The 12,880-nt window shown below is 50.7% G+C and carries 12 protein-coding genes; 1 reads left to right on the plus strand and 11 read right to left on the minus strand.

Annotation, left to right across the window (positions count from 1 at the left end; genetic code table 11):
• Positions 1-46: 46 nt before the first annotated feature.
• The 7 genes from DW949_RS06875 to DW949_RS06905 form a co-directional block, all read right to left on the minus strand.
• The gene (locus DW949_RS06875; RefSeq protein ID WP_118022503.1) at positions 47-748 is read right to left on the minus strand and encodes a cyclase family protein; all 702 of its coding nucleotides are present in this window, start codon (positions 746-748) and stop codon (positions 47-49) included.
• A gap of 54 nt (positions 749-802) precedes the next feature.
• The gene (locus DW949_RS06880; protein WP_158570653.1) at positions 803-2,083 is read right to left on the minus strand and encodes an MFS transporter; all 1,281 of its coding nucleotides are present in this window, start codon (positions 2,081-2,083) and stop codon (positions 803-805) included.
• Positions 2,084-2,521: 438 nt separating this feature from the next.
• Complete coding sequence (locus tag DW949_RS06885) at positions 2,522-3,541, minus strand: zinc-binding alcohol dehydrogenase family protein (protein WP_118022505.1); 1,020 nt, start codon at positions 3,539-3,541, stop codon at positions 2,522-2,524.
• A 45-nt stretch (positions 3,542-3,586) separates the two neighbouring features.
• Complete coding sequence (locus DW949_RS06890; RefSeq protein WP_118022506.1) at positions 3,587-5,188, minus strand: mannitol dehydrogenase family protein; 1,602 nt, start codon at positions 5,186-5,188, stop codon at positions 3,587-3,589.
• Between the two features lie 34 nt (positions 5,189-5,222).
• Positions 5,223-6,302, minus strand: coding sequence for a mannonate dehydratase (gene uxuA / locus DW949_RS06895; protein WP_118022507.1), 1,080 nt, complete (start codon positions 6,300-6,302; stop codon positions 5,223-5,225).
• Positions 6,303-6,458: 156 nt separating this feature from the next.
• Positions 6,459-7,406 carry a 2-hydroxyacid dehydrogenase gene (locus tag DW949_RS06900; protein WP_118022508.1) on the minus strand — a complete coding sequence of 316 codons (948 nt, stop codon included), beginning with the start codon at positions 7,404-7,406 and terminating at the stop codon, positions 6,459-6,461.
• Positions 7,407-7,540: 134 nt separating this feature from the next.
• Positions 7,541-8,095, minus strand: coding sequence for a 3'-5' exonuclease (locus tag DW949_RS06905; protein ID WP_118022509.1), 555 nt, complete (start codon positions 8,093-8,095; stop codon positions 7,541-7,543).
• Between the two features lie 205 nt (positions 8,096-8,300).
• Between DW949_RS06905 and DW949_RS06910 the strand changes: the two genes are divergently transcribed.
• The gene (locus DW949_RS06910; RefSeq protein ID WP_147349049.1) at positions 8,301-9,020 is read left to right on the plus strand and encodes a M48 family metallopeptidase; all 720 of its coding nucleotides are present in this window, start codon (positions 8,301-8,303) and stop codon (positions 9,018-9,020) included.
• Positions 9,021-9,031: 11 nt separating this feature from the next.
• Here DW949_RS06910 and DW949_RS06915 read toward each other — a convergent pair whose 3' ends face one another.
• The 4 genes from DW949_RS06915 to DW949_RS06930 all read right to left on the minus strand — a co-directional run bounded on the left by DW949_RS06915 (position 9,032) and on the right by DW949_RS06930 (position 12,861).
• A complete protein-coding gene (locus tag DW949_RS06915) occupies positions 9,032-9,901 on the minus strand; it encodes a cation diffusion facilitator family transporter (RefSeq protein ID WP_233539522.1) in 870 nt (289 codons plus the stop codon).
• A 210-nt stretch (positions 9,902-10,111) separates the two neighbouring features.
• Positions 10,112-11,299 carry an ABC transporter substrate-binding protein gene (locus DW949_RS06920; protein ID WP_233539523.1) on the minus strand — a complete coding sequence of 396 codons (1,188 nt, stop codon included), beginning with the start codon at positions 11,297-11,299 and terminating at the stop codon, positions 10,112-10,114.
• 78 nt (positions 11,300-11,377) lie between these two features.
• Complete coding sequence (locus DW949_RS06925) at positions 11,378-12,322, minus strand: peptidoglycan DD-metalloendopeptidase family protein (RefSeq protein WP_233539524.1); 945 nt, start codon at positions 12,320-12,322, stop codon at positions 11,378-11,380.
• Positions 12,323-12,336: 14 nt separating this feature from the next.
• On the minus strand, positions 12,337-12,861 hold the full coding sequence (locus DW949_RS06930) for a DUF4446 family protein (protein ID WP_118022512.1): 525 nt from the start codon (positions 12,859-12,861) through the stop codon (positions 12,337-12,339).
• Between the last annotated feature and the right edge of the window lie 19 nt (positions 12,862-12,880).

Consider the following 12,880-nt stretch of genomic DNA (forward strand, 5'->3'; position numbering starts at 1 on the left):
AAATCACTCCTTTTTATCAATGGGTAACGCTGTATTCAAGGCAGCATTATTTCTTTTCTACGAAGGCAACGGCACGAATAGGGGAGCCGGAGCCATCTTTAATCTTGAGGGGCAGCGTTGCAAACAGGACTTCATCGGGAAGGGTTCCCAGATTGTACAGGTTTTCGATGATCAGGATACCTTTGGGAAGGAGCGTCTTATGAGTCGGATCCGTCCCGCCGAATACGTCGAGAGCCAGGGCATCGCAGCCGACGATTTTCACTTTCTTTTCTGCCAGATACTGGGCACCGTCTTCTGCCAGACCCGGCCAGTCCGACAAGAATTTATCATAATCCGGTTTCAGGGCGTACAGTTTGTCCCATCCGAAATGGAGAAGTACGACATCGCCTTCCTGAATTTCTACGTGCTCTTTTTCCCATGCGATGATATCGTCTTTATGAAGAAGTCCCAATGCCCCGACCTGTGTCGCTTCGATTTTGACGGCATGACCGAAGAACTGTTTGAGCGGCACTTCATTGACCGGCGTTGCACCTGTTATAAAGTGACGCGGTGCATCGAGGTGGGTACCGCAGTGTTCACCCATGGTAACGGCATAGTGGGTAGCGGGATCGCCCATTTCTGTCGATTCTACAATATTGTGATAGAAATGCTGGTGTGTCGGCCAGACCGGCATGCCTTCTTCCATAGTAAGCGTCAGATCGACAACATCCATTCCTTCTAATGCAGCAGCTAATTCTTTCGTATTCATGTAAAAACATCTCCCTTTCGAAAAATCACACAGTTGCTATCATGAAGACAGATTTTATGCTTCTGCCTTTTCTGCATCTTTATGTACCGTTTCTTTGATAATGGTCAGCGGGATATAGGACAGAGCCAGCATGACAGCCAGTACGACGTAGTGGGTCGTGAAGCCAAAGGTTTCGATAATCCAGCCGGCAGTCGGAGCGGCAAAGAACCCAGAAAGACCGAGGGCGATACCAATCATGAGGCCCATAGAGGAACCAGCCGATTTGGGCAGGGAATCGATGAGCAGGGCATACATGACCGGGAACGGCGAATTACGGAAGAGGCCCCAGAAAATGAGGATCATCCAGGCTGACATTTCCGTATTGATGAACATGCAGGCCAGAGTTGCTACGATCCAGCCGGCAGTGATGATGCGCAGGGCAAATTTACGGCCCGTAGAATCCGATACAGTACCCCAGCCAATCTGGCCGATCCAGCCGGTCAGGCCGGAAGCCCCGGATACGACGGCAGCAGCTGCCAGGGAAATACCGGCAACAGTCGTCAGCTGCAGAGTCATAAATGTGGTGATAGCCGCTTCAGACCAGAGGAAAATGAAAATCGTAATGATAGCCATGACACAGTTGCGGTTCTGAAGGCAGACACCGACGTTTTTGACCATTTCTTTGAGGGACGGCTTTTTGCCTTCTGCTTCGACTTCATCGAGCGGTTTTGTCATCTGATGATCTTCAATCCATTTATATACCTTTTTCTGATTCTTTTCCGTACCAAAAATCAACTGCAGGATGATAATAGGAATGGCCAGGAGGGGAACAAAGGTAAAGGCATCATGCCAGGTGCCTACCGCCAGGATAAAGCTGATGATGACCGGTCCCAGGAACTGGCCAAAGGGGAAACCCGTGTGATGGACGCCGATAGCAAAACCACGGTGTTCTTTTGGCCACCATTCACCGATAATAGCTACGTTTACCGGTTCGGCACCGCCAGTCCCCATACCGAGGACAGCCAGAGCTGCACGCATGGCATTAACCGTCGTACACATAGCAGTGAGGATGCCACCGATGGCTGCAACTACCATGCAGCAAATCCAGGTCCAGCCCCGTTTATAGCCGGAACCGACGGAATCAGAAAGGATACCGAAGAACGTAGCGCCGATAAATGCGCCGATGAACATAGCCGAATTCAGGAACCCGACTTCGGTAGCACTCCAATGAAATTCTTCCATAATGGCCGGCAGAACCGTCGGCAGAATAATACGGGATACAGACGTTGCCAGGATAGCCAGGGTCGTAACCAGCAAAAGGATCCATGATATAGGATGGGCCTTAGGCATTTTCATACAAATACACTCCCTTTTCTTTTTTCCTTCATGACACATAATAAATAACAGTAAGCTTTATTTTCCGCTCATCAAAGACGTACGGTTCTGCCTCCTTTCCTCATTACCTGAACGATGCCGGGACACATTGCGATTTACCGTTCGTATATACATATGTTATTTTATATCCGTACCTCCTTGATATACTAACATTCTAGCACTTGTATGTTAAATTATCAATGAAAGCAACACATTTTTGCATATATATTTCTCATTGATTTATCCATAACGTTGCCTATTTGTAATATAACTTCTTTTTATAAATAAAGTCTAAACCGGAACAACTACAAAAAGACCGTTCCTATTTTCTCGCATTGTGTAACGTTTTAAGAAAAAAATGGGGCCGGCGCATTAAGCAAAAACGCATAATGCACCGGCCTCATTCAAGGTCTTGCGTAATTAATCAAAGGTAAGGACGATTTTCAATACTTTATCCGGATGTTCGTCATTAAAGGCAAAGGCTTCGGCAGCTTTTGCAAATGGGAAGGTATGGGTAATGATTTCTTTCGGCTGGACTTTTCCTTCTTTGAACCAGCCGATGACTTCGGGGAAGCGGTAGTTATTGAGCCGCGTACCGATGATTTCTAGTTCCCGTCCCATGATATCTACCTGGCGGATAGGAAGTTCCTGTGTCGTGAAACCGAGGACGACGATGCGGCCAGCCTGGCTGGGCAGGTCGCGGATGCACGTAGCCAGGATTTTCGTATTGGCTGTCGCTTCATAAATAAGGTTAAATCCTTCACCGTTCGTAAATTCCTTCATGGCATCGACGATATCTGTCGTCTTTCCGTTGACGACCATATCGGCACCCAGTTCTTTTGCTTTTTCCAGACGGCTTTCGACGATGTCGAGGATGGCGACTCTGGCCCCTTTCATCTTGGCAACCTGGAGGATGATCAAACCGATCGGGCCGGCACCGCAGATGAGTACCGTATCGTCACCGGTAAGGCGGCCGCGGTGTGCGACCTGGGCACCGATGGAGTATGGTTCTACTGTCGCTGCGATTTCCCAGGGAAGATTATCGGGCAGCTTATAGGCCTGGCGGTAGTCGGCTGCGACGTATTCCTGGAACCCCCCATCGCGATGGACACCCATGACCTGCAGGCTGGAGCAGACATTGTGCCGGCCGATCCGGCAGGCATAGCAGTGACCGCAGGAAACGACAGGATCGACGGCTACGCGGTCGCCGACAGCTATATTTTCTGTCTGGCTTCCCACTTTGACGACTTCGCCGACAAATTCATGGCCGACGACACGGGGATAGGTGGCAAAGGCATTTTTTCCATGGAAGATATGGACATCGGAGCCACAGATACCGGCAGCCTTCACTTTCACCAATACCTGATTTTCCGTAATTTCCGGTATATCCCGTTCGACAACGGCAATACTGCCCGGTTTTTCAACTACAACTGCTTTCATGATAGTTCCTCCTTCGTATGAGCACAGAGATGTATATGACAGGCTTTAGCCTACATACTTCTTCAGGACGGCACGGACTGCGCCGGGACCGGCGATGAGTTCTTTGAAATAGCCTTCGATGACCGGTTCGAGTCCTGCTTCCGCAAGATCCATACCGCCGAAAATGCTGCGGTTGGACAGAATGGAATGCAGCGCCCCTGCTGCCGTTTCCGGATGGCCGAAGCGGACGCCGGCAAGGGTCTTCTGCAAGTCTTCCAGAAGGGGATCCGGGCTGGGCGTAAAGGCATGACCTTCGTCGTCGATGCCGAGGAGATAGCGGCACCAGCCAGCGATAGCCAGGGGAATATATTTCAGGTCCTTTGCCTTATCGCCATAGGCTTTAATAGTAATACCATAGCGGACACCCACTTTCTGTGACGTATCGGTAGCAATGCGCTGTGGCGTATCGGGGACATTGGGATTGGGCAGGCGCTGTTCCAGAAGTTCATCGATGAACGCTTTCGGATTGAGGACGCCGGGATTGACCACGACGGGCAGGCCTTCGTCATAACCTATTTTTTCAATGAGACCTTTGAGCTGGGGATCTCTGATTTCGTCAGAAATCTTGACGTAGCCCAGAAGGCAGCCGTACACGGCCAGTGCCGTATGGAGCGGATTGAGGCAGGTGCCGACTTTCATGCGTTCGCACTGATTGACCGTTTCCCGGTCGGTAAAGATGACGCCGGCTTTTTCCAGGGGCGGGCGGCCATTGGGGAAGGTATCTTCAATGACCAGATATTCCTGCGGTGCCGCATTGACAAAGAGAGCATAGGTACTGTGGCCGGCTTTGATATATTCTGTATCAGCAAAGCCGCATTCTTTGAGGTACGACTGGACTTTTGGCGACGGACCGGGGACGATTTTATCGATCATGCTGTAGGGAAAGGCCGTCTTTTCTTCAATGTATGCCGTAAAGCCTTTGTCGGTATATCCTTTTGCTTCCCAGGCGCTGGCAAAGGTCAGGAAGGCCTGACGGATCCGTTCGCCATTGTGAGAGCAGTTATCCATGCTGACAAAGGCAATGGGACTGACCGCCGCTTTATACCGGGCATATGCGAGAGCCGCAAGGCTGCCCATGGCGCTTTGGGGATGAGCCGGTCCTTCTTTCAGGTCAGACGCTACGTCATCATAGTAATTGCCGTCATAATCCTTGAGATTATACCCTTTTTCCGTAATGGTAAAGCTGACCATCTGCAGCGACGGCGCCGTAAAGATGTCAAGCAGACGCTGCCAGTCTGCCGGACGGTTTTCCTTGACCGCCACGGATTCACAGACGCTGCCGATGACTTCTTTGCCAAAGTGCCCATCGGCTTCCATAGTGACGTTGACATGGAGATTATCATACGGGCGGAACACATCATCGATGACGGCTGCATTATGAGTCGTAGCGGCAATGATGCCCGTACGGGCCAGGCCCTGGTCCAGAAGGCGCTGCTGGAGGACGGCAATATAAGCACGGAACAGATTACCACTGCCGATGTGAAGCCACTGCGGTGCTTTTTTTGTTTCCTCTATGACCGCTTTATCATCAAACGAATAGAGAGCGAATCCTTTTTCTTCCCAAAGTGAACGATTTTCAGCAATTTCCTGCCGGTTCAGATGCAACATACATAATCCCTCCACTACTAAAATTCAATATGCCTTAAAACTGCCCGCACAGGCGGTTGACCGCATCCCAGAGACCGCAGATATAATTGGCACCGAGAGCCCGGTCATAGAGTCCATAACCAGGCCGGCCTTCTTCACCCCAGATCATACGGCCATGGTCAGGACGGATGGGACCGTCAAAGCGGATGTCATAAAGAGCCTTGACGATTTCAAACATGTCGAGAGAACCAATAGCCGATTTGTGGGCGACTTCGTTGAATACCCACGGTTCGTGCACCTGGACATTGCGCAGATGGACGAACTGGACGCGGTGCTGGCGGCCGAATTTGCGGATAATATGAGGAATATCATTCTGACGGTTCGAACCCAGAGAGCCTGTACAGATAGTAAACCCATTGCTTTCACTATCTACCATGGCAGCGATTTTGTCAAGGTCCGCTTCGTTTTTGACGATGCGGGGCAGGCCAAAGACGGAAATAGGTGGATCATCGGGATGGATTGCCATCTTGATACCGCATTCTTCGGCTACGGGTACGACGGCTTTCAGGAAATAGGCCAGATTCTTGCGCAGCCCGTCTTCATCCATGCCTTCATACTGTTCAAACAGCCGGGACAATTCCTGAAGCCGTTCTGGTTCCCATCCGGGAAGGACAAAGCCGTTGCTGTTATCCAGGATTTCCCGGGCCATATCCTGCGGTGTCTTGCCAGCTACGAGATGATAGTCATAGGCCAGGCAGGTCGAACCATCATAGAGCGGTTTGGCCAAATCCGTACGGGTCCAGTCAAAAATGGGCATGAAATTGTAGCAGACGACTTCAATCCCTGCTTTAGCCGCATTTTTTAAGGACTGGATATAATTTTCGATATATTTGTCGCGGCTGGGCAGGCCCAGTTTGATATCTTCATGGACATTGATGCTTTCCAGATCTTTGAAGACTAAATTATGGGCTTCGGCCTGCTGCTTGATATGAAGCAACGGTTCTACCGGCCATACTTCGCCTACAGGAATATCAAATAACGCCCCGACGATACCATCCATCCCGGGAATCTGGTCAATCTGCTGCAATGTAATATTGTCATCATTTTCGCCATACCAGCGAAATGTCATTCTCATGTTGGTATTCCTCCTTAAAAATTACAGAAGCAGTGTATACTGTTTTTTGCCTCATCTTTGTTAAATACTACCATACAAGAAGATCTGTGACAATAGAAAAGAGAGAAAAAAACAGACGGATGCTATATCTGCATCCGTCTGTCAAAACGTATCTCTTTAGAGAATAACATTCTTCTGATTCCCGGCTAAGTACGCATCGATATTGTCAAAGACGATGACGGCCCGTTTGGCCATGGATTCTGCCGTGGCGAAGGCGACGTGCGGCGTGACGATGGTGTTCCTGGAGTGGAGCAGCGGGTGATTGGTATCCAGTGGCGGTTCGTTTTCAAAGACGTCGATGCCGGCACCGGCAATCTTACCGCTGTTCAGTGCATCTGCCAGGTCCTGGGATACGACGACAGGACCGCGGGCTTCGTTGACGAGGAATGCCGTCGGCTTCATGTAAGATAAGGTTTCCTTATTGATCAGGCCCTTCGATTGATCCGTAACCGGACAATGGAGGCTGACGATATCAGCCTGTTCCATCATTTCTTTCATGGGCAGGTAGGTAATCAAATCCGTATTGGCTTTATGGGAAAATCCGTTATAGGCGATGACTTTGGCTCCAAAGGCATGGACCAGTTCGGCGACGCGATGGCCGATATGACCGGTGCCAACGAGAGCAACTGTCTTGCCTTCCAGTTCATTGCCGACAAGGCCGGCCTTCGTACCGCCAGCACGGCAGGCTGCATCGACCTGAGGTACGCGGCGGAGCAGATCGAGCATCATGGCGATGGTCAATTCAGCTACGGCAACGGTCGAATAGCCGGACGCATTGCTGACCTTAATGCCTTTAGCTTTGGCAGCATCGAGAGCGACATGATCGACGCCTGTAAAGGCCACATCGATATATTTCAATTTCGGGCAGGCATTGATGACTTCTGCCTTCAGGGGCATGTTGGCGATGATGAGGATATCGGCATCCTTTGCTTCTTCAATCTGGACGGCCGGGTCATCATTGCGTTCATACGCAGCAAATTCATACCCTTTTTCTTTCAGGGGTTTCACATACGAATCAAGTAATTCCTGACTGATACCTAACGATTCCAATAAGACAATTTTCATCATAAAAATCTCCTTTCCTCATAGGCAATATCTGGTTTCATTATAGCTATTTTTACACAAATTGTAAGTGCTATATAGCAACTCGGCATAGAGAAATACTGTATATGCAAAAGCCGTATATTGTTTACCTGAAGCTATAACGGCTTCAAAGATAATCCCGTTTTTTCCAGTAGTTCTTCCATGGACGAAGCCCCGACGGCTTCGGCTGCCTTGACGACGATGAGGGCACAGGCCCGGGCATCATCCAGAGCCTGGTGATGGTGGAAGGTATATCCCAGGAAATCCGCCACTGTATCCAGCTTGTGGTTGGGCAGGTCAGGCCAGACGCGGCGTGAAATTTCGACAGTGCAGGCATAGGACGCCTGCGGTTTTTCCAAGTGATAGGTCTTCAAAAGACTGCGCAGGACCCGCGTATCGAAGACGGCATAATGGGCAACCAGGATGCGCCCTTCCAGATGGAGCCGCACCGATGGCCAGAGGCGGTCGAACTTCGGTTTATGCGCTACCTGGTCGGGAGTAATGCCATGAATCCGTACATTATCAGGAGAAAATACCATAAAAGGCGGCCGGATGAGCGTATATCCCTCGCGGACGCACTGGCCGTCATGCATGGTGACAGCCGCTAGTGAGCAGGCACTATTGGCATATTTATTGGCTGTTTCAAAATCAATCGCCGTAAAATCTAACATAAGGCAGACACCTTTCTACAGAGGAAATAACCGTATATCACGGTATTATGTAAAACGTACCACACCTGACAGGGAAATGCAACATGGAGCCTATAGACAAACAGGGTATTTCAGTATAAAGTAGAGGAAGTATGAAAAAGTGCGGGGCCGGTATCATCCCTATACCGGTCCTGCCACAGGAATCTTTCCTTTCAAAGGAGTCACTATGCCACGTTCTGCCCAATGTCATTTCCAAAACGGTGCCCATTCATTTTCCTATGAACTGACCCGGAAAGCCGTCAAAAACATCAATCTCCGCATCCGCCGCGATGGTTCTATTCACGTATCCGCTCCGGCCTTCGTTTCTAAAGACCAGATTGATACCTTTCTGCTCCGGGAAACGCCATTCATTATAAAAACGCTGGCCCAGATAGAGAAAAAGCCGGCATTCAGACTGAATACCGGTGATGTCCTTTATATTCATGGCCGCCCGCTGACACTCTGCGTCGTTCCCGGCCCGGTTGGAAAGGTATATGAAAGAGGGGATTTCCTGTACATGGAAATGCCTCATGGTGATGAGGAGAGCCAGCGGGCCCGTCTCTATCACCAATACCTGCGTCAGCAGGCAGGCCCTTTATTTACTGCCAGTATAGCCCGCATCTATCCCCGGCTGCAGCCATACGGCGTGCCTCTTCCCACGGTCACATTGCGGCGGATGCGCTCCCGCTGGGGTTCCTGTACGCCAGCCCGGAAGCGGATCAGTCTCAATACCTATCTGGCTGTCATGCCCGATGGCTGTATCGATCAGGTCGTCCTCCACGAGTTATGCCATTTTCTGGAATGTAATCATTCCTCCCGTTTTTACGGCTGGATGAGCCGCTTCATGCCCGACTGGAAAGCCTGGCGGCAGGAGCTGGTACGCTACGCACCGTACTGTAACATCTGAATATCATCCGTTTATCTCGGGTCCAGGTGAATCATAGGATCACAGGGCCCGTATTTTTTTTGCAATGCCGATTCTACTTTATCCGAAATGGCATGAGCCTGGGACAGGGGAAGCGTGCGATCCAGTTCCAGGTGGAAATCCATGATAGTTTCCGAGCCGGAAATGCGGGTACGCAGATGGTGATACCCTTTAACTCCCGGTGTTTCCATGATGATATGGCCGATTTTGGATTCTTCCGCATCACTGAGAGACGCATCGGTCAGGTCATCGTAACTGCGACGGCACATTTTATACCCGACGCGGAGAATCCCCAGGGCGACGAGGCAGGCGATGAGCGGATCCAGAATGGCCCAGCCCGTGATTTTCATGAGAAAAATCCCTGCCATGACGGCAGCCGACGTCCATACGTCAGCCCGCAGATGCATGCCATCAGCCTTCAGGGCTTCTGAACCGGTCTTTTCCCCGACATAATACAGACGGGCAGACACAACAGCATTGATCAGGCTGGATGCCAGCATGATGACGATAGCCCAGTCCAGGGATTCCGGTATCTGGGGATGGAAAAATTTACCGGCCGCTTCATAGAGAATGCTCAGGGCCGCTACGATAATCAGCAGGGATTCGAATGCCGCCGAGACATTTTCCACTTTGCCATGACCATAATCATGGTCCTGATCCGGCGGCAGACAGGATTTTCGCACGGCCAGACAGGCAATGGCCGCGGCGAGGAGATCGACGCCGGAGTGGATGGCTTCAGAAATGAGGCTGACCGTACCGGTCAGGAGCCCGATGGATAATTTGCCTATTACAAGAAGAGTATTGCTGAGTACGGAAAGACAAGCCGTACGGCGTTTGAGTGCAATTTCGTCAGTAGTCATCATAAAAACTTCCTTTATCATGAAATAAACAAACAGGACCTGCGGAACCGCATATCCTTACTTATATGTAGTCCCGCAGGCCCTGCCTGCTGCTTGCGCCCGACCGTCTGTGCAGTCTGTTCTTTACGCATATAGTATCATCTTAATTCTCATTTGTAAATATTTTTTGAGAATATCTGTATTGCAATTTTACATATTTTCTATGCCTTTATGCTATTGTATATTGACTGCCGGCTGTTTTTCCAGAAGAGCCGGTTCGCCTTCCCAGAAGGTAAGGATGAAGACGGCCTTGATGGCATCGTGGTTGGAATCAAGGATGATGTGTCCCGTCGCTCCTGTAAAATCGATGGTCTTGGCCAGTTCCTGGGCAATCTGCTGTGGCTTGTCAGAATTCCCACGGCGGATTGCCTCAGCAATCATCATGAGTGAATCATAGCCCAGCGCAGCATAACTGTCCGGCCATTCCCCGTATTTTTCATAATACCGTTCGGCAAAGGTTTCTGCTGTTTCTTCGTGAACGTCATTGGCATAATGATCGGTATACACCAGATTTGTCAGATACGCCGGATCCACGCTTTTGGCAAGAGCCGGCCCGTTCCAGCCATCAGCTCCCAGAAGAGGAGTCGTCATACCGGAAGAGCGGGCAAGGACAATCAGCTCCCGCGCTTTTTTATCATAGAGCGGCACATATACGGCCTGTCCGGGATCCTGCCGCACAGCATCGAGTGCCGCTGCCAGATTGCCATCGTAATCAGCCAGATCGACAAACGTCGTGACGGTGCCGCCGCGGGCTTCTATGGTGCTGCGGTAAAATTCCGCCAGCCCCTTGGAATAGGAGCTTTCCCCGTTATAAAGAACTGCCGTCCGGGTCACATGAAGATCTTCCATAGCATATTCTCCCATAGCCCGGGCCTGATAGGGATCGATGAAGGTAGCCCGGAACATATACTGGTATACCTGCCGTGATCTGGCATCGACGGTAATATCCGGGTCAGTACATGCCGGACTGACTACGGGGATGCGCAGCGCTTCTGCCGGCTGCATGACAGCGGTCGCACAGGCCGTCATGTTGGGGCCTATAATGGCACTGACATGGCGTGTCGCCAGCTGCTGCACTGCCGTAGCCGCATCATCGGCATTGCCATGATTATCTACGCTGACCAGATTGACTTCCTTGCCCAGAAGTCCGCCCTGTTCATTCAGTATATCCCGGGCCAGCTCTACACCCTGTTCCGTAGAACGGCAGTACGTCTCGCCAGGTCCGGTGAGGGAGAGATTGGTGCCAATCAGCACTTCTTGGCGCTGAACGGCCTGTGGAGCCTGTTTGCTGCATCCTGAGGCCAGAAAAGCCAGGGACAGCAGGCAGAGGCCTGCCGCCAGCAGGGTGCTGATACGTTTCATAGCATGTGTCTCCTTTTCGTAAAAAAACAGGGTGGTCCCGTTATCCGTCCCCCCCCTGTTTTATCTTCTTGTGATAAATTATGGTAAAAACAGCAACGGATCCGTCGGAGTGCCGTTGACACGTACTTCATAGTGGCAATGCGGTCCCGTACTGCGTCCCGTACTGCCTGCCAGCGCGATGATATCGCCGGTCTTCACTTCCTGGCCTACGACGACGAGAAGCATCGAATTGTGACCATAGCGGGTGACAAAACCGCCACCGTGATCGATTTCTACGAGATTGCCGTAGCCATCGACCCATCCGGCCATAGTGACTTTGCCTGAAGCCGTAGCCCGTACCGGTGTCCCGTAATCGACAGCGATGTCCAGCCCTTCATGGTAGCCTGTACCACCGCCAATGGGGTTGCCCCGGTAGCCAAAGTTCGACGTAATCGTACCGTTAACCGGCCAGATAGACGGATAATTGGAAGCCTGATACTTTTTGGAAATCTGCTGCATCTCCCGGACCTGCTGACCGGCTGTATCACTGAGCACGGTTTTCAGCGTGATGAAACTGATGATGCGGGCATTTGTTTTAGTTTCCAGCCGCGAGGTGGCATGGAGCAGGTCGTTGTAGTCAGCATGAGAAACGTCCGGTGATTTCTTCTGCTGTCCTGCTACGCCACCTTCACCTTTTGGGCTGTCACCTGTACCTGCCCCCTTGACCATCTGCCGGAGCTCCTGGTCGAGGGCATCCATTTTATCCATTTTTTCCTGGAGAGATGCCGTTTTTTCCCGCATCAGCTCCAGCTGCTGTTCGTGAAGCGCGTTCTGTTCCTTCATGTGCTGCAGCGATATAAATTCATATATGCCGATGCACAGTCCGGCAGCAATCACGACAACGCCTGCGATGACAGCTGCCATTACTTTTTTATACTGCCCCGGTGTCAGAATCAGCGGCTCCGTACGCCTGAGGCGGGGAGCATGGGCTGTCATACCGGCGGCGCTCTGTTTCAAACGCGCAAGAAAATCCTGAAATTTCAAAGATAGTCCCCTCTTTAATCCTTTTGTACCGTATCCAGTGTGCCCGTGTACTGCAGGGCATTATCCAGACTTTCTTTTTCTTCTTCGCTCATACCATACAGACATTTGCCATCGACAATGGGTTTGGCAAAAATACGGGATTCATTACGGCCATAGACGCTGGAAAGACAAAAGCCATCGTTTTTGCCGTCCAGTACGGTAAAGGCAAAACTCAGATTGTTGCCTATATTATCAAAGGCATTGTATTTGACAAAGCCGATTTTGCGGAAACAGTGATTCTGCACGGCCATAATATCTTTCTGGGTCTTGTGGATGAGTTCCAGTGAATCCTGCAGATCATGCAGTCTGGCAACATCTTCATGCAGCTTGGCCTCTACACTCTTTCCCGTTTCATCCTGCATAAAAAACTCGTATTTTTCTTTGAGTTTACCCATGCGATGGGTCAGTACGCCTATGTAGATGATCAACAGCAACAACAGCACTCCCACAGCGCCGGCGGCAGCCAGATAAATAATCTGCCAGTCTAATCCGTAAAACATGTCTTTCCTCCTGCCGTAT

This window comes from Megasphaera sp. AM44-1BH (assembly GCF_003467125.1).
Classification (GTDB): Bacteria; Bacillota; Negativicutes; order Veillonellales; family Megasphaeraceae; genus Megasphaera.